Genomic DNA, 23,958 nt, shown 5'->3' on the forward strand with positions numbered 1-23,958 from the left:
TGATGAACTTGACTTTAGAAGTGGCGGTGCCCACAGTCAAGGGAATTTAAGGGCACCATGGCGTGTTCGGCTAGAATGGATGGGCGCGCCGTCTGACTGGCGGCGGAAACCCTGAAGCAATCCATGACACACAGAAAGCCAGCATGCGAGTACTTGCAGCAATGAGCGGCGGAGTCGACTCCGCCGTGGCAGCCGCCCGGGCCGTTGAGGCCGGACACGACGTCGTTGGAGTGCATCTGGCGCTGTCCCGCATGCCAGGAACGCTCCGAACCGGTAGCCGTGGCTGCTGCACCATTGAGGACTCCCGGGATGCGTGGCGTGCCTGCGATGTCCTCGGAATCCCTTACTACGTGTGGGACTTCTCGGAGCGCTTCAAGGAAGACGTCGTCCAGGACTTCATTGACGAGTACGCGGCCGGACGAACGCCCAATCCCTGCATGCGCTGCAACGAGCGCATCAAGTTTGCAGCTTTGCTGGAGAAGGCCATTGCCTTGGGCTTTGACGCCGTCTGCACGGGTCATTACGCCAAGGTGATCGAGGACGCGGACGGCAACCGCGAACTTCACCGCGCCGCCGACTGGGCCAAGGACCAGAGCTATGTCCTCGGAGTCCTGACCCACGAGCAGCTCAAGCACTCCATGTTCCCGCTGGCGGACACCCCGTCCAAGGCCGAAGTCCGCGCGGAAGCGGAGCGTCGCGGGCTGTCGGTTGCCAACAAGCCGGACAGCCACGATATTTGCTTCATTTCCGACGGCGACACCCGGGGTTGGTTGGCCGAGAAGATCGAGATGACCACCGGCGACATCGTCGATGAGACTGGCACGAAGGTAGGCGAACACCCCGGCGCGAACGCCTTCACGGTTGGCCAGCGTCGCGGGCTCAAGCTCGGGCGCCCCGCCGCGGATGGCAAGCCCCGCTTCGTGTTGGAAATCCGACCCAAGGAAAACAAGGTGGTGGTGGGTCCGGAGGCGTTGCTCGCCATCGACGAAATCCGCGGCATCAAGGTTTCGTGGGCGGGCCTGCCCATTGCGGAAGTGTCCACGGGCGCCGATTTCGATTGCTACGCCCAGGTGCGGGCACACGGCGACCCCGTTCCCGCCACTGCCCGGGTTGAGAAAGTGGTGGACGGGGACGGCGTGGAGCGGGCCGGGCTGGTAGTCACCTTGGAGGATTCCCTCAGGGGCGTCGCCCCCGGGCAGACCGTGGTCCTGTACCAAGGCAGCAGGGTGCTCGGCCAGGCGACCATTGACGCGGCCCGGTCGCTGCAGAGGGCAGCCCTCTAGATCATTGCCTCCGTATGGCAGGACCCGCATACTGGCCTAAGCAGCTGAACCGCTGCGGTGTTGTGGGGTCCGCATTCGGGACGGCGATGACTGTGGCATTTCCAAAGAAGAGCCCGGGAGACATCAAGGCCGGGCAGATGGTCTCGGTGACTGTTTTGGCCGAAGGGCCCCTTGGGACCGACGGCGGACCACCGTTGACCGCGCAGGTCCGTATTCCGGTGGAGCGGCTCCGGCGCGGCCCTACCGGCCACCGTTATGCGGTGCACATCAGGAAGTGGCGGGGTACCACTGTGTCTCCAGTGACCCTGACCAGCCACGGCGATCCGTGGCAGCTTGTTTCCGAACCGCCGCCGGCAGAACTCAGGGCGTTGTTGGACGACACCAGGTTCCTGGCGCAACATGTCTACGGCGTGGCCATGAGCACGCTGGACGTCTTCGAATCCACCCTGGGACGCCGCATGCCCTGGAATCCCGAGGGCCGGGTTGTCCTCAAGGCCAGGGACCTGGTGACTGCGACGGACACCGGCTACGAGCGCGGCACCAATATCATCCGCTTCGGATCAGTGGACCGCATGGGGTACAAGGTTCCCACGGCATTGTTCCGGGACATCGTGGCCCACGAAGTCACCCACGCCATCCTGGACGGATTCCGGCCGGCCTGGGCGGACCAGCTCGCCACCATCGAACAACTTGCCCTCCACGAAGCACTCGCGGATCTGGTGGCCATACTGCAGGTGTTTTCCTCCTGGGAAGTGGTGTACCGGCAACTGGAAGCAGCGGCCGGCCGGTTTGAAGCAGGGCAGGTGGTGGACGACGCCGTGCTGCAGCGCTCGCTGTTCGACTTCGCCCGGGACCTCTTCGCCCGCGGTCCGTTGCGGGAACCCTTCGTGGGAGCGGTTCCCGAGGACTGGCAGGAGTTGGAGGAGCCGCACGCGCGCGGGGCCGTGGTGGTGGGCGCGGTCCTTCGGGCTGTCCACAAGCTCTGGTCCGAACGGAACGCCCGATTCGGCGACAACCAAAGCCTGCAGCAGAAAGCCGAATCGGGATCCATCGTGGCAACCCGGGTCCTGCGCATGGTGATCCGTGGCCTGTCGTACATGCCACCGGTGGACGTTGGCTGGCGCGACCTCCTGCGCGGAATCATAGCCGCGGACCTGGACATGGTCCCGGAAGATCCGTACGGGTACCGGGAGACGCTGCAGGCCGAGTTCTCGGCGATCGGCGTTCGAAGGGTGTCCCTGAACAACATCAGCGGAGTGGACAACTACCAGGGCCTGCGATACCCGATCCGGCTGTCGGCCCTTGGCTCTGATCCGCAGGAAGTCCAGCGGTTCGTGTGGGAGAACCCGCGGCTGCTCGATGCCGCGCGGCTGGAACGCCGGACGCCTTTGAGCTCAACGCGGGTGCGGACCTCCGAACGGGTTTCGCCGGACGGTTTCATCATCTCCGAGATCGGTGCCTCCTTCATCCAGACAGTGCGGATGAGCCGGCGGGAGGCTTACGTTCGCCTGGGGTTGAAGACGCGCCGGGATTACGTGGACATCCGTGGTGGCGGCCTCTTGAGGTTCGACGCCGGTGGGAGGCTCGTTTACGCCGCCCTCAAACCCGTGATGGATCGGGACAGGCAAACGCTCCACTTCCGATCCGATGTGCAACGGGACGCCGAGGAAGCCGCATCGTCGGGAGTGCGGAACAAGTTCCACGGCACGGGGGACTGAGCCCCGAGCCGGGGACGGGCCGCCGTCAGCTGCCCCACGCGGCCTTGCGTGCCGCCGTCGTACCTTCCAACTGGGCGACTTGATCGAAGTTGCCGGCCTTGAGGCCCTTGCTGACGAGCTTGAGGATCTCTGCGCGGCCAAGCGTGGCGTCACTCCTCAGGGATTTGACGAAGTGGTAGGTGAAGGCGCCGTTGTAACGCCCGTCGATCAAGGCATCGGCGGCAGTCTGGTCCGAACGGCAGGCCGCCATCAGCACGGGTTTGGACAGCTTGGCTGACTTGACCATGTCCCGCAACGTGCGCGAATCGTTGAACTCAGTGGCGATGACGGCCCGGGGCGTGGGCGCCGGGAGGAAGCGGGGTCGGCGTCCAGGAACCAGGTCCAGCGATTTCAGGCCGGTGCCGCTGTGGCAGGTATCAAGGACAACATCCATGCGGATGCCGTCGGGCAGGCTGGCGAACACGTCCGCCAGTTCGTCATCGGCGATGACGGTGGCAGGATCCCACGCGTCCCCCGTGTTGTTGATGTCGTAGCAGGCAAAAGCCTCGTCCAGCCGATCGGCCTCATCGCCGTTGGTGTCCGGAATCTGGGTTCCATGGCTGGAGAAGGTGAAGACCAGATGGTCTGCCTTTCCGGTCGTGGCCGCCTCAACAAGTTTGCTGAGTCCTGCCATGACGGCTTTCTTGGTGGCCTTGGCGTCTCTGAGCACGGTGATGTCAGACGCTGCGAAACCGTACTTCTCAGCCAGGAGCGTGGACAGGTCTTCTGCGTCGTTGACGCAGCCCTGGAGCCAGCTGGATTGAGGCAGGAACTTGAATTTGTTGATCCCTACGCAAAGGGCTGACTTGCTCATGTGGCTGTCCTTCGGACTCGGTGCTGCATTCCCCATCGTGGCGGCCCCGCAAACCACCGCCCGGATACTGTCCACGTGGCCCATTGATGCCGTGGCACAGCGCTTGCCAACTCGACACTAAAGATATTCCGGGGCAGGGGCGCGGGCAATGGGCTTTAACGATCGGCGGAAGCTACTAGTTGGTAAATTTTGTGTCTCGAATCCCCGTATCGGGGGTTCCGCACCGTCGAAGTCTGATTGAATCGTGGAATCAAATGTGTGCGCCGTCACAAATATCCGACGGCGGCGCGCCGAATCCATCGAACAGAAGGTTCACCAGATGGCACTGAAGAAGAAGGCCCTGCACGGCGTTATCGCGCTCGCGGGCGTTTCCGCACTGGCGTTGACGGCATGCACCGGGCCCTCGGGCGGCGGGAGCTCCTCCGCGCCGGCTGCTGCCGGACCCGTCGCCTACGGCACCACCGACAAAGTCACTGCCCTTGACCCCGCGGGGTCCTACGACAACGGTTCATTCATGGTGATGAACCAGATCTACTCCTTCCTGCTGAATTCGAAGCCGGGCGGGGCCGAGCCGGTGCCGGACCTGGCGGAATCGTCGTCGTTCACGGCACCCACCGAGTACACCGTCAAGCTCAAGCCAAACCTGAAGTGGGCCAACGGGCACACCCTCGACTCAAAGGACGTAAAGTTCTCCTTCGATCGCCAGGTGGCCATCAACGATCCCGCAGGTCCCGCATCGCTGCTGACGAACATCGAGAGCGTGACGGCGCCGGATGCCACCACCGTCGTGTTCAAGCTCAAGCAGGCCAACGACCAGACGTTCTCCCAGATCCTCAGCAGCCCCGCTGCGCCGATCGTTGACGACGAAGTCTTCCCGGCGGACAAGCTCCTTTCGGACGACGACATCATCAAGGCCAAGGCCTTCTACGGTCAATACACGATCGACAGCTACAAGAAGAACGAGCTGGTCAGCTTCAAGGCGTTCCCTGACTACCAGGGCGTCCTGGGCAAGCCGGCCAATGACGAAGCGACCATCAAGTACTACGCGAGCACTACCAACCTGAAGCTGGACATCCAGCAGGGCAACATCGACGTCGCCTTCCGCAGCCTTACCGCGACCGACGTCGACGACCTCAAGAAGGATTCCAAGGTCAAGGTCCTCACTGGCCCGGGCGGCGAGATCCGCTACATCACCTTCAACTTCGACACAATGCCGTTCGGAACGAAGGCTGCCGGGGCTGACCCCGCGAAGGCCACGGCAGTACGCCAGGCCATCGCCAACCTCGTGGACCGGCAGGCGATTGCGGACCAGGTCTACAAGGGCACATACCTGCCGTTGTACTCGAACGTTCCGAATGGCTTCCTCGGCGCTAACGAGTCCTTCAAGGACGCCTATGGCGACAACGGCAAGCCAAGCCTGGACAAGGCCAAGAAGGTCCTCACCGACGCGGGAATCACGGACAAGGTTGCGTTGAACCTGCAGTACAACCCGGACCACTACGGCAGCTCCTCCGGCGACGAGTACGCCATGATCAAGGAGCAACTTGAGAAGTCCGGTCTCTTCACGGTCAACCTGCAGTCCACCGAGTGGGTCACCTACAGCAAGGCCAGCCGCGCCGACGAATACCCGCTGTTCCAGTTCGGCTGGTTCCCGGACTTCAGCGACGCGGACAACTACCTGACCCCGTTCTTCCCCGAGGGCGGCTTCCTCAAGAACCACTACAACAACGCCACCGTCAACGAGCTCATCAGCAAGCAGCTGACCGAGTCGGACAAGTCCAAGCGTGAAAAGGACATCCAGGATGTCCAGAACGCCCTGGCCAAGGATATTTCCACCCTGCCTCTGCTCCAGGGCGCGCAGGTGGCCATCGCAGGAAGCGGCGTGAACGGCGTCGACAAGACGCTGGATGCTTCCTTCAAGTTCCGTCTCGGAACCATTTCCAAGTAACCACTCCTCCAAGACCAAAGAGGGCGGGACACCCATCAGGTGTCCCGCCTCCTTTGCTGACTCATCGTCGTCAGTACGCACGAGCCAGTCCCGCGCAATCCACGGGCAGGAAACACAGGTAACACATGACAACTCTCATAGATGTGCCCGACGCCGAACCCGGCATCGTCGCTCCGAAAAGCAAGACCAAGTCCGGGGGAGGGCTTGGGAGATACATCGTGGTCAGGTTCTTCCTGATCATCCCCACGGTCTTCATCCTGGTGACCCTGGTCTTCTTTCTGATGCGGGTCATCGGTGACCCCATCACCGCAGCCCAGGGCGGACGCCTTCCGCCTGATGTCCTGGCGCAGCGGATCCACGACGCCGGCTACGACAGGCCGGTGCTTGTCCAGTACTTCGAATACCTGGGCCAATTGCTCACCGGTAATTTCGGAACCACCATCACAGACCGCCGTCCCGTCGTCGAGGTGCTTTTCACCTTTGGCGCGGCAACGCTGGAACTGAGCATCAACGCACTGATCGTGGCGCTCGCGGTGGGCATCCCGCTGGGCCTCGTTGCCGCCCAGCATCGTGACAAGGCCTCCGATGCTTTCCTGAGGCTCTTTGCGATTCTCTGTTATGCAACACCCGTGTTCTTCTCGGGACTCCTGTTGAAGCTGACCTTTTCCGTGTGGCTCGGTTGGTTCCCCGTAGCGGGGCGCGCGTCCACGCGCACTGAATTGACCATGAGCAACCTGGCGGCGCCGTCGGGAATTTACTGGCTGGACGCACTGCGCAGCGGCAACTTCACGGCCTTTGGTGACGTTGCCTCCCATGCTGTGCTCCCTGCCGTCGCCCTTGGCCTGCTCACTGCCGGGGTCTTTCTTCGATTGGTGCGGACCAATGTCATTGGCACACTGGGCAAGGACTACGTCGAGGCGGGCCGTTCCCGCGGTGTCAGCGAGTTCCGACTGGTCACCAAGCACGCCTACAAGCCCGCACTCATCCCCATCATTACTGTCATGGGACTCCAGATCGCCCTCATGCTGGGCGGTGCCATCCTGACGGAGACGACGTTCGAATGGAAAGGGCTGGGGTACCAACTGGTGCAGTACTTGAACGCGCGCGACTTCGTGGCCGTCCAGGGCATCGTGGTTCTCCTGGCCGTCATCGTCGCGGTCACCAACTTCATCGTGGACATCATTGCCGCGCTCATCGACCCCCGAGTGAGGTACTGACCATGGCTACTCCCGAACTGGCTGCACCCAAGCAGCCTCTTTTCTCCCGGCTTCCCGTGGTGTCGCACCTAAGGAAAAGCGTGGGCCTCCAACGGGGCATGCTCGTCACCGGGGTGATCCTGAGTGGGCTGTTCGTGCTGACGAGCATCTTTGCGCCGCTGTTGGCACCCTATGGGTACTCCCAACTCAGCGATGCCTCGGGTTCGTTCCCGACGCAGCAGGCACCCAGCGCCAAGCACCTCCTGGGCACCACCGTAGGCGGCTACGACGTCCTTTCGCGGGTCCTCTGGGGCTCGCAGACGGCCGTGACCGTGATTGTGGTATCCGTGGCCATGTCCCTGTTCCTTGGCGTTGCCCTTGGCCTGCTCAGCGGCTACTTCGGCGGCTGGCTTGACCGAATCCTCGTAGTGGTGGCCGACGCCATTTATGCCTTCCCCACCTTGCTGCTGGCCATCGTCATCTCGATCGTTATCAGCCGGGGGCAATCCAGCTTCTGGGGCGGCATCTTCTCGTGTGCGTTTTCCATCACGGTGGTGTTCGTACCGCAATATTTCCGGGTGATCCGCGCGGAAACCATCCGCCTCAAGGCCGAGCCTTTTGTGGAATCGGCCAAGGTCCTGGGTGCTTCCAGCATCCGTATCATTGGGCGCCACATCTTCAAGAACGCCACCAGGACGTTGCCGCTCATGTTCACCCTCAACGCCTCCGAAGCGATCCTCACGCTGGCCGGCCTGGGCTTCCTCGGGTTCGGCATTGAGCCCACGTCCGCCGCCGAGTGGGGGTTCGACTTGAACAAGGCGCTGGCCGATACATCCTCAGGAATCTGGTGGACCGGCGTCTTCCCCGGCATAGCCATAGTCCTCACTGTCCTCGGCCTGACCCTGGTTGGAGAGAGCATCAATGACCTCAACGATCCGCGGATCCGGGGTCGCAAACGCGCCGGGGGAACCGCTCCGGCGCCGGTAGAAGCAGGTAAGCCATGACCACCAACCTCGGAAACATTACGGACCAGGGCGGCGCCACGGAGCCGGTCCTTGCGATCGAGCAACTGCAAGTCACCTTCGCCACCGATGCCGGGGACGTCCACGCGGTGAAGGATGTCAGCCTCGACGTGAAGGCCGGTGAGGTAGTGGCCATCGTGGGGGAGTCCGGATCAGGCAAGACCGTCACGGCGAAGACCATCCTTGGCCTGCTGCCCGAGACCGCCATCAGTTCCGGCGCCGTGGTGATCAAGGGCAACAACGTGATCAGTATCGGGAAGCCGGCCCTGCGGAAGATCCGGGGCCGGGACGTTGCCATGGTTTTCCAGGAACCGTCTACGGCCCTGAATCCCGTCTTCACGGTGGGATGGCAGATTGCCGAGGGCATCCGCGCCCACGCCAAGGACGGGCATCGCGTTTCCGCCAAGGAAGCCAAGGCGCGCGCCACCGAGGCCCTCCGGAAGGTGGGTATCCCGGATCCGGAAACGCGGGTGGACTACTACCCGCACCAGTTTTCCGGCGGCCAGAAGCAACGCGTCGTCATCGCCGCCGCCTTGGCATTAAACCCGGGGCTCATTGTGGCCGACGAGCCCACCACCGCTTTGGACGTCACGGTGCAGGCCGAAATCCTCCAGCTCCTGCGTGAGTTGCGGGACAACTACGGAACGTCGATCGTGCTGATCACCCACAACATGGGCGTGGTGGCGGACCTGGCGGACCGCGTGGTGGTGATGTACCAGGGTGATGTGGTGGAGGAGGCCCCATCACGGGTGCTCTTCGCTGAACCCCGCGAGGAGTACACCCGGAAGCTGCTCGCCGCCGTTCCCCACTTGGGCCGCAACTCGGCGTCCGAAGGTGCCCGGTCCCGCCTCCACCAGGACGGAAAAGTGCTGGTGGAAGCCAGGAACCTCACCATCGAATACCCTGGCCGTTTTGGCCGCCACGGTTTCAAGGCCGTGGACGACGTGAGCTTCACGGTGTCCGAAAACGAGGTCTTCGGCCTGGTGGGTGAATCGGGGTCCGGCAAATCCACCATTGGCCGCGCGATCGCCGGTTTGACCAGGGCGACCGGTGGCAGCTTGAAGGTGCTCGGCTACGAGATGCTCGACTTCAAGGAGCGGACGTTCCGCCCGCTGCGCAAGGACATCGGCTTCGTGTTCCAGGATCCGGCAGCGTCCTTCAACCCGCACCTCACCATCGGTGAGTGCGTCGCTGAACCGCTCCTCATCCATACCAAGCCGAGCGCAGCACAGGCGAGGAAACGGGTAGGCGAGCTGCTCGAGTCAGTCCAGTTGCCGGCGTCGTACGCGCAACGCTACCCGCACGAACTGTCCGGCGGGCAGCGGCAGCGCGCTTCCCTGGCGAGGTCGCTGGCATTGAGCCCCCGGCTCCTGATTGCCGACGAACCGACTTCTGCGCTTGACGTTTCGGTACAAGCCAAAGTCCTGGACCTCTTCAAGGACATCCAGGAAGAGTACGGTTTCGCGGCCCTGTTCATCAGCCACGACCTCGCCGTGGTGGACATGCTCTCACATTGGGTCGGCGTGTTGTACAAAGGCCAGCTCGTGGAGCAAGGGATCGGCAACCACGTCATGGGCGCGCCGCAGCACGACTACACCAAGCGGTTGATCGCCTCGCTGCCGGTACCGGACCCGGAGGAGCAGGCACGACGGCGGGAGGCGCACCGGGCGCTGCTGGGCGGCTGACGCTACTCGGACACAATCCCGATGTTGAACATCTTCCCTTGTGGCTGCTGCATGAAGATGCGCAGCCACAGGGGAAGCCACATTTCCATTCCCCGGGCGGCGTCCAGTCCACCAAGGTCGCGGATGTGTTCCTGGGGCCAACCAAAGGCCTGCAGCAAGGCGGAAACTGTGGCCTTGGCCCCGGCGTCGTTGCCGGCCATGAAGATATGGTGTGCTCCAGGCAGGCGCCCGGGCTCCACCATGACTGGCGCGCTGACCGTATTCAGGGACTTAACCACGCGAACGCCGGGATAGGTGCGTTGGATGGTTTCGGCGATGCTGTCCGTATTGCACACCGTCAGTGTCGGCGGGAAGCCGCTGGAGTTGTCCAGGCCGTTGGATACGTCCAGGAGGACCTTGCCGTCCAGGTTCGCTTCGCCAGCCTCGGCAAGCGCCGCAAGGCTCACCGCTCCGGGGGTGGCATTGACAACCAATTCGGCGCCTGCCGCGGCCTGCGAGAAGGATCCTGCGTGCCCGAGGCCTCCGGCATCCCCCGCCCAGGCGAGGCCTTTGGGATTCCCCGGTTCACGGGAACCCATGGTGACCTCGTGGCCCAAGGACACCAACTTTCCGGCGAGGGCGTGCCCCACCATTCCCGTTCCCAAAACGGCGATCTTCATGGGAGCTCCTTTGCCGATCCGCAGGTGATGGAGCCCATTGTGCACCCGATTGCGTGGCGGCAACACTGCCCTTCCTGGTGTCCCGTGGAAGCTTCGCCAGGAGGTAACAACAACGGAGCCACCAGCCGCACACCATAGACTGGGAGGCATGACCGAGCAGAGCAACGCCCTTCCCGATGACACCGAATCCTTCGACCCGGCAGCGAGTTCCCTGTCCGGCCAGGTGGACCGGGGAATCATGGAGGAACTGCTGTCCATCCGGTCCAGCATCGACAACATCGATGCCACGTTGGTGTTCCTGCTCGCCGAGCGGTTCAAGGCCACCCAGAAAGTGGGCATCCTCAAAGCCACCCACAAGCTTCCTGCCGGGGACCCGGGCCGGGAGGCGGCACAGATCGCACGGTTGCGGCGCCTCGCCGAGGACGCCCACCTGGATCCGGCCTTTGCCGAGAAATTCCTGAACTTCATCATCAGTGAAGTCATCCGGCACCATGAGGCGATCGCCGAGAACCACCAGATCTCCAGCCAGCAGGCCTAGGCGTGGCGGAAACGCACCCTTTGCGGGCCAGTGCCACGGCTCTTGGCCCGTGGCCGGGAAGTGACTTTGCGGAAGCCCTCCGAACCATCCGTGGGGAGTTGGGCGAGCCGCACCTTCCCTTCCTCCCTGAACTGCCCGGCCGCGGTGTTGGTTCCGACGCCATAGGTCGGACCGGCAGCCTGTTGGTGGATTTGGCCATCGACGTCCAACCGCATGGCTGGCGGCTCGTGGACAGGCCCGGAAAGGACCACCTGCGGGCACGGTCGGCCCTGGCGTCGGACATCAACATCCTTGCCGACGTCGCAGGAGCAGAAGACGTTTCGGCCACGGAAGTGAAGGTCCAATTGGTGGGACCGCTCACCCTGGCCTCGGAACTGTACCTGCACAGCGGCGAGCGGGCGCTCCTTGACTACGGTGCGCGTCGTGACATTGCCGGGTCCTTGGCTGCCGGAGTGGCCGATCACGTGCAGAAGATCCGCGCAGCGGCCCCCGGGGCCGGTATTGTGGTCCAACTGGATGAACCTGCCATTGCTGCAGTGATGGGCGGAACCATCCCGACGGCCAGCGGTTACCGGACCTTGCGGTCGATCGCCGGTGACGAAGTCAGCTCAGCATGGCGGCTGGTGCTCGACGCACTTAAGGAGGCCGGCGTCGTCGAAACCGTTATTTCGGTACCGGAGATCGAAGTGCCGATCGAACGCATCCTGTCAGCGGGAGCAGACGGTGTCGCCGTCCCCCTGAAAGCCTTGACCACACGCCAGTGGGAGCACTTGGCCGCAGCCGTGGAATCCGGCAAGCGGGTGTGGGCGGGCGCCCTGCCTACCGACGGCCCGTCTTTGCCGCGGACAGCGGACATCGTGGAACGCCTCTGGCGGCCTTGGCGGCAGGTGGGCCTGCCGGCATCGGCGCTGTCCGGGCTGCGGGTAACCCCGGCGACGGGCCTGGCACACCTGAAACCTGCTGAGGCCAAGAGAGTGCTGACCAAGCTGACACACGTCGCGGACGGACTGGACCAGCTGGCCCAGGGCTAGATCCGTTCTTCCCACCGGTCAGGCTCGGCGTAGCGGGGCAAGGCCGTTCCCGGCGCGCTCCCCGGGAGGTAGGGGACCAGCCGGTAGTCGAAGCGGCCGGCGTACACGAGGACCAAACCAACCTGCGGCTGGATCACCTTGACCTGGATCCGATGCTTGCCTTCGGCTTCGTCCCACCATTGCTCGGCATAGGCGCGCGCGTCGAGGGCGGCCGGCAGGGGAATGCGAAGCGGACCCAGGAAGAGCCGGCTGGCCTTCGACACGCCACGCAGCCTTCCTTCTGGAGTGACACTGACCTCCAGGTCTGTGACGAGGCGCCGGTAGCGGCCCAGGTGGTCCACGAGCCTGTCCGGCTGACCCGTCGGACCCGCGATGGCGCTGGTTGTGTCGTGGAACAGCCGGGTACCGGAAGGGAAATGGATCTCGCGTCGCGCAGTCAGCGCCGGCCGGCCAAAAGGGTCCACGTGGGCATGGTTTTCGATTCGGAAGGGAATGCCTTCTCCGTATTCGGGAAAGAAGGCCTCTTCGTTGCCCGTCAGGGCAAGCAAGGGTCGGAGCCATTTCTGCCGGCAGCCCACCACATCAAACACTCCTTGTCCGATCCCGTAGGTGCCGGAGCCTGCAGCGAGGGAAAAGTAGTCGCGGACTTCCGGCTGCAGGCGGTCAAAGTCGCCGCGCAGAGCCAGTTGGTAGATGGCATCGCCCATGGCGTGGAGTCCTTCCTAGAGGCGTCCGGCAGCTTTGAGCCGGATGTAGGTGTCTGCGAGGTGGGGAGGCAGGTCTTGTGGATCCGCGTCCACCACTTCTGCCCCCAGCTGCCGGAGCTGTGCCGTGACGGCTGCCCGTTCCAGCAGGGACCGTTCGGCGGCCGCCGAACGGAAAACCTGGCTCGCTGTCGAACGTTCTTCCTTCATCGTGGCAAGCACGGGGTCACGGACCGACGCCACAATCACCACGTGCTGGGTAGCCAGCTGGGCAACCAAGGGGAGCAGGCCCTCTTCGGGGGCCCCGCCGTCGAGCGCGGTCAACAGGACCACCAGCGAGCGGTGGGCCGAAACGGCCCGAACCTGGCCAGGAATCTGCTGCCAGTCGAGTTCGATCAGTTCCGCATCCAGCGGCGCCATGGCCTGAACAAGTTGTCCCAGGAGGTTTCCCTTCGACGCCGATTCCACCCGTGCGCGGAGCCGCCTGTCGTAGGCGAGGAAGTCCACGCGGTCCCCGCCGCGTTCAGCGAGGACCGCCAAGAGCAGGGAAGCTTCGATGCCCGTGTCCAACCGCGTCTCGTCCTCGATCCGCGCGGCGGCCGTCCGGGACGTATCCAGGACAATCACCACGCGGCGGTCCCGCTCCGGCCGCCAGGTGCGGACAACAACTGAGCTGCGCCGGGCCGTGGCGCGCCAGTCGATGGAACGGACATCGTCCCCGCGGACATAGTCCCGAAGGGAGTCGAACTCGGTGCCGGCACCGCGGATCTGCACAGCCGCCCTGCCATCGAGCTCACGGAGCTTCCGCAGCTTGGAGGGCAGGTGCCGTTTGGAATGGAACGGCGGAAGGACCCGGAGGTGGCCGGGCAGCGGCCGGGTCCGCTGGCGGGCGGCGAGCCGCAGTGGCCCATGGGAGCGGACGGTCACGTGCGGTGCAGCGAGTTCGCCCCGCCGCCGGGGGAGCAGAGTGACGGTCATCCGTCGTCGTTCGCCCGCCGGAACCACCAGGTTCTGGACGGCGTTGACAGCGCCGGCGGAGGGTTGCCATGCATCACGGACCAGCGCGCGGAGCTTTCGGCGACCTGGGTTGGTGATAACCACCACGGATTCCACGTGGTTCTCCAGAGTGACGTTCGCCGGTTGGATACGCTCGAGCGTGGTTTTGGCGGGGGAAGCTGCCAAGGCCACGTCAACAACGACGAGCAGGAGCAGGGCTGCGATGACCACCAGCACCGTTGACCAGGCCGGGAACAGCACAAGGGGGGCCAACGCAGCGAAGGCAAGAAGGACGAAGCGACCCGTTACGGCCATTCGGCACTCCTTGGTGGCACCACAGCGGGCTTGTGCCGGGCCGGAAGCCGGATCACCGCGGAACCGGAACGGAAGCCAGGATGCTGCCCAGGACGTCGTCCACGTTGATTCCGTCCATCTGGGCCTCGGGGCGCAGGCCCACACGGTGCCGGAGGCATGGGAGGGACAGTGCCTTGACGTCGTCCGGAGTCACGAACGAACGCCCGGACAACCAGGCCCACGCTTTTGAGGTGTTGAGCAAAGCGGTGGCCCCGCGAGGGGAAACGCCGAGCTGGAACGAGGGGGCAGACCGCGTTGCCCGGACCACATCCACGATGTAGGCAAGGACTTCCGGTGCAGCGGAAACCTGGGCCACAGCCTGGCGTGCCTGCGAGAGTTCAGCGGCGCCGGCAACAGGCCGCACGCCCGCGGCGGCGAGGTTCCGGGGATCGAAACCTGCGGCGTGGCGGCGGATCACCTCGATCTCTTCGGCCCTGCCAGGCAAAGGCATGGTGAGCTTCAGGAGGAAACGGTCCAGTTGGGCCTCGGGCAACGGATACGTGCCCTCGTACTCCACAGGGTTCTGGGTTGCAGCCACAATGAAGGGTTCAGGAAGGGGCCGCGACACACCGTCAACGGAGACCTGCCGCTCCTCCATCGCTTCCAGCAGCGAGGCCTGGGTCTTGGGCGGCGTCCGGTTGATCTCATCAGCCAGCAGGATATTGGTAAAGACAGGACCTTCCCGGAAAGAGAATTCCGAGGAATGGGCGTCATAGACCAAGGAACCTGTGACGTCGCCAGGCATGAGGTCCGGGGTGAACTGCACACGCTTGGTATCCAGGCTCAAGGCGGTGGACAATGCCCGCACCAGCAGCGTCTTCGCTACACCCGGGACTCCTTCAAGGAGGACATGGCCGCCACACAACAGGGCGATGAGCATTCCCGTCACCGTGGGATCCTGGCCCACCACGGCCTTGCCTACCTCGTTCCTGACGTTCAGGAGCGACTCCCGGGCCGGGTCTCCGGCGCCACTGGCCGCCGCGTGGCCACCGTGATGATTGGCGGACGCGGCATCCCTTCCAGTGTGGCCGGCTTCCGGCGCCGCAGTGCCGGAGTATCGCTCGGCGCTTTCCGTGTAGCTGCCTGGCTGGTTGCTCATTGGGCTGTCGCCTCCCGTTCGATTCGTTCCATGTGTTGTGCCCATTGCACAAGGTGTCCTTCAGTTTGGGGCTCTGCGTCGAGCAAGGTGAAACGAAGCTCCGGAACGGGTCTTCCGAAGCGTCGCTCCAGAGCCTCAACGACGGCTTCGGGTGTGGCTTCGGCACCGAGGTTGAAGTGCCTGGCCAACCTCCACAGTGTCCCGGCCCGGATATTGTCCGCGGCCCGCTGCACGGCCCGGGAGTCCTGGTAGAGCCGCGCCCGGCCTTCCGCGGTTTCAGCCGCTTTCACCACCACGGGCAGCGGCTCGTGGACCAGGGGCCCCAGCCGGCGTCCCCGCCAGGCGATGGCCAGTACCGCCACGAGGGCAAGCCAGGGACCCCCGACTGCCAGCCACGGCGGCGCCAAATCATTGAGGGTGGGGGTGGAAGCGTCGGCTTCCAGGTCGGCGACGCCAGGCAGGTACCAGACAACGTGACCAGTGGTGCCCAGCGTGCGGAGTGAGAGCGCGGCGTGGCCCTCCTCGGCGAGGTGTGCGTTGTTCAGCAGGTCCTTGCTTCCGAGCACCACCACCTTGCCCGTGGCGGAGGCTGCGTAGAGTCCGGGACCCCCGGCCTTGGTGGTGTAGCACGTGACCGGGCCCGTGTAGACAGTGCCCTTGGCGGCAACGTTGCCGGCCGCTGTGGCATCGGCCTGCCTGCAGGAGGGAGCCAGCACGCCGCTCGAATCGGGAACCACGCCGCTGGCCTGGATCTGGGCATCGAGACCGCGCACGGACCCCAGCCGTGGTGACACCGCAACCACCTTGGCGGCGTCTGAGTCCCGCAACTCCGTGAGCTGTTCCCGGCCCAGGAAACCCCGCGGGTCGTAGACCAGCACAGTGGACTCCGGGTTGTCCTCAACGGCGTCCAACGTTGTGGCAAGGGAGTCGGTGCTGGTGACGCGAACTCCGTGCTGGCCCAGGAGTTCGGCCAAGGCCATGGCGCCTTCCGGTCCAGGGTTGTTGGCCGACAAAGGCCGCGAGTCCGCTGTGGGCGCTTGACGCTGCACCACGAGGAACGTCACCAGCGCGGCAAAAAGGACAGCGAGCGCCACCCACTTCGCGTTCTTCCGCAACCACTTGCCTTGGATGGTGCCGGACCTCCCGGTGGTGGGGACTTTCGGCGACGGCGCGTTGGCGGACGTCTCGGTGAGCGTCATCGCGGCACAGCCAATCCACTGCCGGCAGGCCCAGCGTAGGTGGGGGACATGCCCTGCATGTCCGCGTCCAGTTGCCGAAGGGCCTCGAAGTCCTGCTCCCGCGCCGCTTGGTCGCCATACAGGACTGCGTCAAAAACGCTTGCGGCGTCGGCCAGGCGATGGCGGATGGCTGCGAATGCCCCGCCCAGGTGGGCGGCAGCTTCATCGGCAGTCCTGCCTGCCCGCGACTCGAGGACGTCGCGTTCTTCCGCCGAGCGCACCAGGGCGCGGAATTGATCGACGACGGCGGCCCGCCAGTTGCCGTCCCTTGCGGCAGTTGCGGCGCGTTGCCTGTACGCGGACGAGCCAACGACCGGCTCATTGCCGAACACCCCGGAAGCGGGCGCCTTGCGGTGTGCGTTCAAGCGTGGACGGACCAACATAACGGCCACCACAATGAGCACCACGGCGAGGGTGATGATGAGGGGGACGGCCACACCATTCCCACCCGGGGTGCCGTCGCCTTCCAGGGAGTTGAGCCAGTCAAGGAAGTCGCGCCATGCTTGGTCCAGCCAGCTGGGACGCGCTTCTGCATACTTGCTCTTGCTGAGCTCTTCTGCAGCCCATCGCCGGGCTTCGTCCCGGTCCGGCGCCACGGGCGGTTCTTGCGTGACGGCCAGCGTCAGGAGTCCGGTCATACCGGAGGCCGTGGCCCATAGGGGGCATCCGGCGCCGGTGAACCGGGAACCGGCCACGAACCACTGTGTGGGGGCCATTGCGTACCGGCATGACGGGCCAGCGGCTCACCCGGTACGCCGTCAGGGTCCGCGCCAGTCTCCATCAAGCGCATCAGTTCCACATCGAGGCCCTCGCGCCGCATCCGGAGATCCACATAGATCAGCGCGGTGACCGACGTCTGGAAGGCGAAGGTCACCGATCCGACAAGGACCGCGATGATGGTGGAAATGATGGTGGCCACCAGGAAACCCGAACTCGTGGAGGAAGCATCCGGGTGTGGGGAGAACACCGTTCCAACGCCTTCGGTTGCCAGGTTCACCGGGATCTGGACCACGTTGCCAATGACACCGACCATGATGGCCACCACAAGGGTGATGCCGAAGATGCGCCACCAACTGTTCTTGGTCAATCGCCATGACCGCAGCAGGCCGTCATAGACGCCCACCCGTTCCACCACGATGGCGGCAGGAGCGAACATCAGCTTCAAGCCAATCCAGACGAACAGGACCAGTGCGCCGATCCACAACGGGATAACCAAGGCGATTCCTGCAGGTCCCATGGCCATCACCAGGAGCACGGCTACTCCCACCACTGCGGCAACAGCCAAGAGGCCTACAAAGGTAAGAAGTGCCGCCACGCCGAGCAGCGGCCAGATGCGCCGCGCCGCAAGTTTCCACATCTGACGGAAGCCGGTCCGCCGGTTCAACACTGAGCGCAGGACCGGCACGGCGAAGACTCCTTGCAATACCGAGCCGAGGAGGGCGGCGAGGATGGCAACGCCAAAAATGGCGGCAATGAAGCCGATGACCGGGCCCAGGAAGTCATCGAGGTCTGCGCGCCGGTTCACGGATTGCAGGGACTCCATGGCCGGCAGCACTGCCACGGTCAGGACGCCGGTAAGGATCCCGCTGGCTGCCTGCACAATCAGGGCCGAGCCCACCATCGACGCGGCATTCCGGCGGATGGTCTGGAAGGCACCGTCAAGGAACTCGCCGAACTGCAGGGGCCTCAGGGGAATGACTCCGGGTTTGGGCGGAGCGACGTACAGTGGCTGGCCGTAAGGCTGGCCAGGGTGCTGGCCGTATGGCTGGCCGTGCTGTGGACCGTACGGCGGGGTCTGTCCGCCGGGCATTCCATTGGGTGCCTGGCCCTGCCAGGGACCGTGCCCGGGAGGCGCCGGCCACTGCGGTTGACCGCCCCATTGCGGTTGGCTTCCCCACCCCGCCTGCCCGCCCGCCTGCGGCGGCTGGCCATGCTCTGGTTGTGTCACGAGTTCCTCCCCATGAGGCCCCGACCGCCGACCATCGACGTCCCCCAAACGGACCTGGAACCAGCCTATAATCCCTTTGCCATCACTCCTAGCATTCGCATGATTCCCCGCCGGCACGAGGTGTTACGGCCAGTGCAGTACGGTGGAAGTGCTCCTGGGGGACGCCATGCCGTGCGCCCCCGCCAACAGGACAAAGGGTTGTCGATAAGGGAACATATAACTATGAAGGCACGCATTCTGGTAGTAGACGACGACGAAGCGCTCGCAGAAATGATTGGCATCGTCCTGCGCAATGACGGCTTCGAGCCCGTATTCTGCGCAGACGGCGGCCAAGCCCTTGACGTCTTCCGTTCGTCCAAGCCGGACCTCGTCCTCCTCGACCTCATGCTTCCCGGTTCGGACGGAATCGAAGTGTGCCGCCAGATCCGTGGCGAGTCGGATGTTCCCATCGTGATGCTCACCGCGAAGTCGGACACCTCGGATGTTGTCCGAGGTTTGGAATCGGGCGCAGACGACTACGTGCCCAAACCCTTCAAGCCTGCTGAGCTCGTTGCCCGCGTCCGTGCCCGCCTTCGTCCGGGAGAGCAGAAGGCGCCGGAGACCTTGCGCATCGCCGACGTCACGATTGACGTCGCGGGCCACTTGGTAACCCGTGGCGGGGAGCGCATCTCGCTGACCCCTCTCGAATTCGACCTTCTGGTGGCCCTGGCCCGTAAACCGTGGCAGGTCTTCACCCGGGAGTTGCTCCTTGAACAGGTGTGGGGTTACCGGCACGCTGCCGACACCCGATTGGTGAATGTCCATGTCCAGCGTTTGCGTTCCAAGATCGAGCGTGATCCGGAAGCGCCCGAGGTCGTCTTGACGGTGCGTGGTGTCGGATATAAAGCAGGTTCCTGACTCACCCGCCGGCGAGGCCGAAAAGGCCGGGGCCAAGCGCGGACCCTCAGCTCCGGATACCACCGGTGCACCTTTGGCGAGCCCTGGGGAAACGCCTGAAGAATCAACGGTCCCCGGCTCCCGCGGCAGCCGTGGAACCGTGAAATGGTTGGCCGGCAGGGCCAGGATCTGGACGCGGCGTGGACTGATCCTGGTACTTCGGGTATCCCGTCTCGTGGCGATCGGCATACGCCAGATCCGGCCGGGAGTCCGGTTTCTGTGGCGGTCGCTGTTGCGGCGCTGGCGTCGGTCCCTCGAATTCAGGACAGTGCTTACCACGCTGCTGCTGGCCGTCACGTCCTTCGCGATCGTTGGTGCCTACCTCTCCAACCAGATCGCCAACAACCTCTTCCAGGAGCGCCTGGCCCAGGCGGAATCGGAATCGCGCTACAACGTCAAACAGGTCCAGGACACGTTCGACGGCGCGCAGGTCACGGACCAGTCAAGCGTCATCACCTTGGTTTACGACACCCTGACGGCAGTCGAGGGCCGGGGCTCCGTTATTCAACGGCGGTACGTTTTCGAAGCAGTCCCCGAGCAAACCAAGCCACGCAACCGGTGGGTGGAGTCCCGGGCGTCCGACCAACTGACCGTGCGGGTTATTCCCCCCGAACTGCGGAAGGCCGTCCAGGACGGCGGTAAGCAGCAGTTCTGGGCATCGATGGAGTTTCCCGTGGGGAACGAGGACCGGCCGGGCATTGCCGTGGGAAACAAGGTCACGTTCAACGGGACCATGTATGAGCTCTATTTGATCTACGACCTCAACACCGCCCAGAAAACCCTGGACGAAATCCAGAACGTCCTCTGGGCCGGTGGTGCCGCATTGGTCCTCATGATTGGTGCCATCGCCTGGTACGTGACGCGAAATGTCGTGAGCCCAGTCAGCCACGCTGCAGTAGTTTCGGAAAAGTTGGCGGCAGGACAACTCCAGGAACGCATGGTGGTCAAGGGCGAGGACGAGGTGGCACGCCTTGGAGCCTCGTTCAACCACATGGCCGCAAGCCTGCAGGAGCAGATTACACAGCTGGCCACGTTGTCCCAGATGCAGCAGAGATTTGTTTCCGACGTCTCCCACGAACTCCGGACGCCACTGACCACTGTCCGCATGGCGGCAGAAGTCCTTTTCGATGCCCGCGAAGATTTCGACCCCATGAACAAGAGGTCGGCGGAACTGCTGTACAACCAGGTGGAGAGGTTCCAGTCACTGCTGTCCGATTTGCTGGAGATTTCCCGCTTCGACGCAGGGGCGGCCATCCTGGATGCCGAGCCGCAGGATATTTTCCAGGTCCTGGGACACGTCATGGAGGGCGCCGCGCCGGTGGCAGCCGAGTATGGCTCCGACGTCCGCCTGAACGCCAGGGACAAGGCCATCGTCGTGGAAATGGACTCCCGCCGGATCGACCGTATTCTCCGCAATCTCCTGCTCAACGCTTTGGAACACGGTGAAGGCCGGCCGGTCCACATCTCGGTTGCGGCCAACCAGGATGCCGTTGCCGTGGCTGTCCGTGACCACGGAATCGGGATGAGCCAGGCCGAGGCCGCCCGCGTCTTCGACCGGTTCTGGCGGGCGGATCCAGCCCGTGCCCGAACCACCGGCGGCAGCGGCCTGGGGCTCTCGATCGCGGCGGAGGACACCAAACTCCACAACGGCTGGCTGCAGGCCTGGGGACGCAAGGGGGCCGGTTCCAACTTCCGGCTGACGCTGCCCCTTCGCCAAGGCGGAACCATCCTCAAATCGCCGCTCCAGTTGGAGCCGGCGGACATAGACCTCCCGGACACCGGCATCGAGCACCAGTTGCTCGTCCTGGATCCTGGCCCGGGGACGGACACCTCCGGAACACACGGCCACTCCGCCGATCCTGAGCTCCCGCCCAGCACGCCGGGAGGCAAGGAATGAGTGCTGCAAAGTCCCTCCGGCGTGCAGCCATTGCGGTGATGGCGGTCTTGGTGGTCCTCCTGGCGTCCTGCGCCCAGATTCCGCGGTCCGGGCCCGTGGGCAAGAGCAAGGACGAGAGCGCCGGAAATTCGAACGCCCCGGTTTTCTTCCCGGCCGCGCCGCGGGCCGGTGCCAGCCCGGAAGCCGTGATCGAGGACTTCTACATGGCCGGCAGCGGTTATGAAGACGACTACCCTGTGGCACGGCAGTACCTGACGCAGGCGCAGTCCGTGACCTGGAAGCCGGACAAGCGGGCTTTGGTGTTCCGTGAAGCCCAGGTGGTCAAAACCGCGGTCGAAAACGAATACGTCTACGAACTCGACCTCGCCTATTCCGTGGATGCCGACGGCATCGCCACCCAGTACCCGCCGGGGACCAAGGAATCCATACCTGTCACGCTTGACCAGGTGGAGGGGGAGTGGCGCATCTCCAAAGTGCCCGATGGCACGGCCATCCCCGAGGAGACCTTCAAAGTGATCTACGGGGCGTATCCCATCTACTTCTATGACCCCACGTTCACCTATGCGGTGCCCGACTACCGCTGGTTCATCAAGAAGAAGACCGTCAAGTCGATGACCAGCGCTTTGCTGGCCGGTCCGGCACCCTACTTGCGCGGCGCCGTCGTGAGTGCCTTCCCGTCGGGAATCAAACTCGCACGAGAGTCGGTTCCCGTGGTTTCCGGTGCTGCCCAGGTGGACTTGTCCGCCAAGGAGCTCTTCGATGCCTCGGCCGAAGACCGGCAGCGCATGCAGAACCAGCTGGCGCTGACGTTCAGGAGCCAGCCGGATGTCATTAACGTCCAGCTCCGCGCGGACCAGGATTTGGTACGGGTGGACGACGACGGTTCGGTCCTGCCGCCGGTGGTGGACAAGAGTGTTCCGGCGCGGCAGATCGCCGTCAACAACGGAGACCTGGTCCGCTACGAGAACAACAGGGTCTCGCCCCTTCCGGACATCCAATCGGTGGCGGGGCTGGGACCCCATTCGCCGGCGGAGTCACCCGTTTCGCAAACGGCGGCCTTCCTCAATGGAGACCGGACAACCCTCTACTCGATCGAACCAGGCCAACCGGCACGTCAGCTGACAACACGGAGTACCCTCACCGGTCCATCGTTCAGTCCACAGGATTGGGTGTGGACGTCGGGTCCCGGGGCCAACGGGGCTACCGAAATCGTGGCGTTCAAACCGACGGGCGTAGCGCCGGGGATGGCCATCCCTTCCACCACGATCACACCTGCCTGGCTTTCCGGACGGACCGTCAAGGAATTCAGGGTTTCGCGCGAGGGCGCCAGGGCACTGATCATTTCGGTGGCCAACGGCAAGACGGCGGTCCAAGTCGCCGGTATCGTCCGGAACCCCGATGGGACGCCCAAGGACCTTACGGCTCCGGTTACCCTCTTCACCAATTCGTCTCCGGACCAAGGGGCATGGGTCAACGGGTCCACGGTGGTCGTAATGGCGGCGTCAGCGACGGGAACGGTCGTACCCGAACTGCTTTCGCTCGCCTCGGGGGATCCGCAGCAACTGGCGCCGTGGGACGGGCTCACCAGCCTGAGCGCCGGAAACGGTTCTGAGCAGATCTATGGCCAGTCGGCGGCCGGGGTCTTCCAACGCGTCGGCAACGGTTGGGAACTGCAGCTGAAGGGTCCGACGGAACCCGCCTTCCCGGGCTAAGCGCTTGTTTTCCACATAGTGGCCGGGCGTCGGTGCCGGGTTTGTCCTGCGCAGGCAAGCTTGGAGCATGTCCTCCCAACGCCTTCGCCCATGGAACTCCGGCGTTGACGTGCACACCCGCCGGACGGCAAGGGTGGATCCGGACCTTGACGGAAGGCTCCCCGTCATGGCGGCCAGGCGGGGTTCCCATGCCCGCCCGGTTGCCCGTATGGTCTCGGCGTGCCAACTGGGCCTCAGCGAGGTCCTCAACGTCCTGGTTCCGGTGGAATGCGTGTGCTGCGGGGTCGAAGACACCGTGCTGTGCGGCGTTTGCTCCAAGCGCATCCGGTTGCTGTGCAGGAATCCATTCCGCGCCGAGCAGGAATCGCCCTTCCTGATGGAGCTCGACGGAACCGCGAAACTCGGAGTGGTTGCTGCGGGGCCCTACCGCGATGAGCTTGCCGTGGCCATTCTGTCGTTCAAGCAGGCCGGTCAGGGACGCATTGCTGCGGTCTTGGGACCTTGCCTGGGCAGGGCGGTGAAAGCTGCCGTCGGCCGGGAACAGGGGCTCATCCTGATTCCGGTGCCCAGCAGCGGAAAAGCGTTCCGCAAACGTGGATTCAGTCCCGTCAGCGTCCTGCTGGCCGCGGTGCGGCGTCGACGTCTCCTGGAGGATTGCCCCACGTGGGATGCCCTGCGAAAGAAGGGCGTCGTTCCACGTTCTGGATTCCAGTTGCATGAGGCCACTTTGCTCGTCGCCAAGGCCATGGATGCGGTTGCAGGCCAGGCCACGCGGCAAAGCACCGGTGGCCAGAAAGGACTCGGACGTGGGGAACGGGCGCGGCGGGTGGCCGGATCCATGGTTGTGAAGCCGGGCTTCCGGTCCAAAGTCCGTGGGCGGAAGTGCATCATTGTTGACGATGTCCTGACCACAGGGGCCACGCTGGCTGAAGCAAACAGGGCCTTGCAAGCGGCAGGGGCGACAGTTTGCGGTGCCATTGTCCTGGCGGCCACGAGGCCACCAGCCTACGCCTCTTTCGCTGCTGGAGACGAGCCCTCCACAGTGAAGAAGACGCAAACAAAAAATAAGTGGCCAAAGGATGAATAACTCGTGCCGATGAACTAACGTCGATTATGGGTACCAAGAACAGATGTACCTGTC

At 64.2% G+C, this 23,958-nt stretch carries 20 protein-coding genes; 12 read left to right on the forward strand and 8 right to left on the reverse strand.

The features are described from left to right. Positions 1-143: 143 nt before the first annotated feature. Positions 144-1,283: a tRNA 2-thiouridine(34) synthase MnmA gene (mnmA, locus tag ACIQTZ_RS01190; protein WP_402976787.1), complete on the forward strand. Its 1,140-nt coding sequence runs from the start codon at positions 144-146 to the stop codon at positions 1,281-1,283. Positions 1,284-1,375: 92 nt separating this feature from the next. Further along, positions 1,376-3,001: a hypothetical protein gene (locus ACIQTZ_RS01195; RefSeq protein ID WP_402976790.1), complete on the forward strand. Its 1,626-nt coding sequence runs from the start codon at positions 1,376-1,378 to the stop codon at positions 2,999-3,001. A gap of 25 nt (positions 3,002-3,026) precedes the next feature. On the opposite strand, the gene ACIQTZ_RS01200 is transcribed toward ACIQTZ_RS01195, so the two are convergent. After that, positions 3,027-3,854 carry a caspase domain-containing protein gene (locus tag ACIQTZ_RS01200; protein ID WP_402976793.1) on the reverse strand — a complete coding sequence of 276 codons (828 nt, stop codon included), beginning with the start codon at positions 3,852-3,854 and terminating at the stop codon, positions 3,027-3,029. Between the two features lie 319 nt (positions 3,855-4,173). Between ACIQTZ_RS01200 and ACIQTZ_RS01205 the strand changes: the two genes are divergently transcribed. The 4 genes from ACIQTZ_RS01205 (at position 4,174) to ACIQTZ_RS01220 (ending at position 9,705) form a co-directional block, all read left to right on the forward strand. Next, on the forward strand, positions 4,174-5,802 hold the full coding sequence (locus tag ACIQTZ_RS01205; RefSeq protein WP_400329822.1) for an ABC transporter substrate-binding protein: 1,629 nt from the start codon (positions 4,174-4,176) through the stop codon (positions 5,800-5,802). A 125-nt stretch (positions 5,803-5,927) separates the two neighbouring features. After that, entirely contained in the window at positions 5,928-7,019 is a 1,092-nt protein-coding gene (locus tag ACIQTZ_RS01210) for an ABC transporter permease (protein ID WP_400329824.1), read from the forward strand. Positions 7,020-7,021: 2 nt separating this feature from the next. Beyond that, complete coding sequence (locus ACIQTZ_RS01215) at positions 7,022-8,002, forward strand: ABC transporter permease (RefSeq protein WP_400329827.1); 981 nt, start codon at positions 7,022-7,024, stop codon at positions 8,000-8,002. After that, positions 7,999-9,705, forward strand: coding sequence for an ABC transporter ATP-binding protein (locus tag ACIQTZ_RS01220; RefSeq protein ID WP_402976798.1), 1,707 nt, complete (start codon positions 7,999-8,001; stop codon positions 9,703-9,705). The genes ACIQTZ_RS01215 and ACIQTZ_RS01220 overlap by 4 nt, the downstream gene beginning before the upstream one ends. A gap of 2 nt (positions 9,706-9,707) precedes the next feature. Here the strand turns inward: ACIQTZ_RS01220 and ACIQTZ_RS01225 are convergent, their stop codons facing one another. Beyond that, a complete protein-coding gene (locus tag ACIQTZ_RS01225) occupies positions 9,708-10,364 on the reverse strand; it encodes an NADPH-dependent F420 reductase (protein ID WP_402976801.1) in 657 nt (218 codons plus the stop codon). 148 nt (positions 10,365-10,512) lie between these two features. Between ACIQTZ_RS01225 and ACIQTZ_RS01230 the strand changes: the two genes are divergently transcribed. Further along, positions 10,513-10,902, forward strand: coding sequence for a chorismate mutase (locus ACIQTZ_RS01230; protein WP_400329835.1), 390 nt, complete (start codon positions 10,513-10,515; stop codon positions 10,900-10,902). A gap of 2 nt (positions 10,903-10,904) precedes the next feature. Then, positions 10,905-11,933: a hypothetical protein gene (locus ACIQTZ_RS01235; RefSeq protein WP_402976804.1), complete on the forward strand. Its 1,029-nt coding sequence runs from the start codon at positions 10,905-10,907 to the stop codon at positions 11,931-11,933. Here ACIQTZ_RS01235 and ACIQTZ_RS01240 read toward each other — a convergent pair. Genes ACIQTZ_RS01240 through ACIQTZ_RS01265 form a run of 6 tightly spaced genes read right to left on the reverse strand, consistent with a single transcriptional unit; the run spans position 11,930 to position 18,272 of the window. Then, entirely contained in the window at positions 11,930-12,640 is a 711-nt protein-coding gene (locus ACIQTZ_RS01240) for a DUF4166 domain-containing protein (protein ID WP_400329839.1), read from the reverse strand. The genes ACIQTZ_RS01235 and ACIQTZ_RS01240 overlap by 4 nt on opposite strands. 15 nt (positions 12,641-12,655) lie before the next feature. Next, on the reverse strand, positions 12,656-13,948 hold the full coding sequence (locus ACIQTZ_RS01245) for a DUF58 domain-containing protein (protein WP_402976807.1): 1,293 nt from the start codon (positions 13,946-13,948) through the stop codon (positions 12,656-12,658). 52 nt (positions 13,949-14,000) lie between these two features. Beyond that, positions 14,001-15,086 carry an AAA family ATPase gene (locus ACIQTZ_RS01250; RefSeq protein WP_402976810.1) on the reverse strand — a complete coding sequence of 362 codons (1,086 nt, stop codon included), beginning with the start codon at positions 15,084-15,086 and terminating at the stop codon, positions 14,001-14,003. After that, entirely contained in the window at positions 15,083-16,285 is a 1,203-nt protein-coding gene (locus ACIQTZ_RS01255; protein ID WP_402976813.1) for a DUF4350 domain-containing protein, read from the reverse strand. The genes ACIQTZ_RS01250 and ACIQTZ_RS01255 overlap by 4 nt, the downstream gene beginning before the upstream one ends. Next, a complete protein-coding gene (locus ACIQTZ_RS01260) occupies positions 16,282-16,962 on the reverse strand; it encodes a DUF4129 domain-containing protein (RefSeq protein WP_402976816.1) in 681 nt (226 codons plus the stop codon). Before ACIQTZ_RS01260 ends, ACIQTZ_RS01255 begins: the two co-directional genes overlap by 4 nt. Next, the gene (locus ACIQTZ_RS01265) at positions 16,959-18,272 is read right to left on the reverse strand and encodes a glycerophosphoryl diester phosphodiesterase membrane domain-containing protein (protein WP_402976819.1); all 1,314 of its coding nucleotides are present in this window, start codon (positions 18,270-18,272) and stop codon (positions 16,959-16,961) included. The genes ACIQTZ_RS01260 and ACIQTZ_RS01265 overlap by 4 nt, the downstream gene beginning before the upstream one ends. A 222-nt stretch (positions 18,273-18,494) precedes the next feature. Here ACIQTZ_RS01265 and mtrA point away from each other — a divergent pair, with 222 nt between their 5' ends. The 4 genes from mtrA to ACIQTZ_RS01285 all read left to right on the forward strand — a co-directional run bounded on the left by mtrA (position 18,495) and on the right by ACIQTZ_RS01285 (position 23,904). Next, complete coding sequence (gene mtrA, locus ACIQTZ_RS01270) at positions 18,495-19,169, forward strand: MtrAB system response regulator MtrA (protein ID WP_347107889.1); 675 nt, start codon at positions 18,495-18,497, stop codon at positions 19,167-19,169. After that, positions 19,141-21,105, forward strand: coding sequence for an MtrAB system histidine kinase MtrB (mtrB, locus tag ACIQTZ_RS01275; RefSeq protein WP_402976822.1), 1,965 nt, complete (start codon positions 19,141-19,143; stop codon positions 21,103-21,105). Before mtrA ends, mtrB begins: the two co-directional genes overlap by 29 nt. Next, entirely contained in the window at positions 21,102-22,817 is a 1,716-nt protein-coding gene (locus tag ACIQTZ_RS01280) for an LpqB family beta-propeller domain-containing protein (protein WP_400329854.1), read from the forward strand. Before mtrB ends, ACIQTZ_RS01280 begins: the two co-directional genes overlap by 4 nt. 67 nt (positions 22,818-22,884) lie before the next feature. Next, on the forward strand, positions 22,885-23,904 hold the full coding sequence (locus tag ACIQTZ_RS01285; RefSeq protein ID WP_402976825.1) for a ComF family protein: 1,020 nt from the start codon (positions 22,885-22,887) through the stop codon (positions 23,902-23,904). Positions 23,905-23,958: the final 54 nt, after the last annotated feature.

The organism is Paenarthrobacter sp. NPDC090520, from assembly GCF_044769205.1.
In the GTDB taxonomy this organism is placed as follows: domain Bacteria; phylum Actinomycetota; class Actinomycetes; order Actinomycetales; family Micrococcaceae; genus Arthrobacter.

Coding starts and splice junctions, on each gene's coding strand:
- ACIQTZ_RS01215 (WP_400329827.1), top strand. CDS start 7,022: ATGGCTACTCCCGAACTGGCTGCACCCAAGCAGCCTCTTTTCTCCCGG.
- ACIQTZ_RS01250 (WP_402976810.1), bottom strand. CDS start 15,086: ATGAGCAACCAGCCAGGCAGCTACACGGAAAGCGCCGAGCGATACTCC.
- ACIQTZ_RS01285 (WP_402976825.1), top strand. CDS start 22,885: ATGTCCTCCCAACGCCTTCGCCCATGGAACTCCGGCGTTGACGTGCAC.
- ACIQTZ_RS01240 (WP_400329839.1), bottom strand. CDS start 12,640: ATGGGCGATGCCATCTACCAACTGGCTCTGCGCGGCGACTTTGACCGC.
- mnmA (WP_402976787.1), top strand. CDS start 144: ATGCGAGTACTTGCAGCAATGAGCGGCGGAGTCGACTCCGCCGTGGCA.
- ACIQTZ_RS01280 (WP_400329854.1), top strand. CDS start 21,102: ATGAGTGCTGCAAAGTCCCTCCGGCGTGCAGCCATTGCGGTGATGGCG.
- ACIQTZ_RS01255 (WP_402976813.1), bottom strand. CDS start 16,285: ATGACGCTCACCGAGACGTCCGCCAACGCGCCGTCGCCGAAAGTCCCC.
- ACIQTZ_RS01210 (WP_400329824.1), top strand. CDS start 5,928: ATGACAACTCTCATAGATGTGCCCGACGCCGAACCCGGCATCGTCGCT.
- ACIQTZ_RS01260 (WP_402976816.1), bottom strand. CDS start 16,962: ATGACCGGACTCCTGACGCTGGCCGTCACGCAAGAACCGCCCGTGGCG.
- ACIQTZ_RS01205 (WP_400329822.1), top strand. CDS start 4,174: ATGGCACTGAAGAAGAAGGCCCTGCACGGCGTTATCGCGCTCGCGGGC.
- ACIQTZ_RS01245 (WP_402976807.1), bottom strand. CDS start 13,948: ATGGCCGTAACGGGTCGCTTCGTCCTTCTTGCCTTCGCTGCGTTGGCC.
- ACIQTZ_RS01225 (WP_402976801.1), bottom strand. CDS start 10,364: ATGAAGATCGCCGTTTTGGGAACGGGAATGGTGGGGCACGCCCTCGCC.
- mtrA (WP_347107889.1), top strand. CDS start 18,495: ATGAAGGCACGCATTCTGGTAGTAGACGACGACGAAGCGCTCGCAGAA.
- ACIQTZ_RS01200 (WP_402976793.1), bottom strand. CDS start 3,854: ATGAGCAAGTCAGCCCTTTGCGTAGGGATCAACAAATTCAAGTTCCTG.
- ACIQTZ_RS01230 (WP_400329835.1), top strand. CDS start 10,513: ATGACCGAGCAGAGCAACGCCCTTCCCGATGACACCGAATCCTTCGAC.
- ACIQTZ_RS01220 (WP_402976798.1), top strand. CDS start 7,999: ATGACCACCAACCTCGGAAACATTACGGACCAGGGCGGCGCCACGGAG.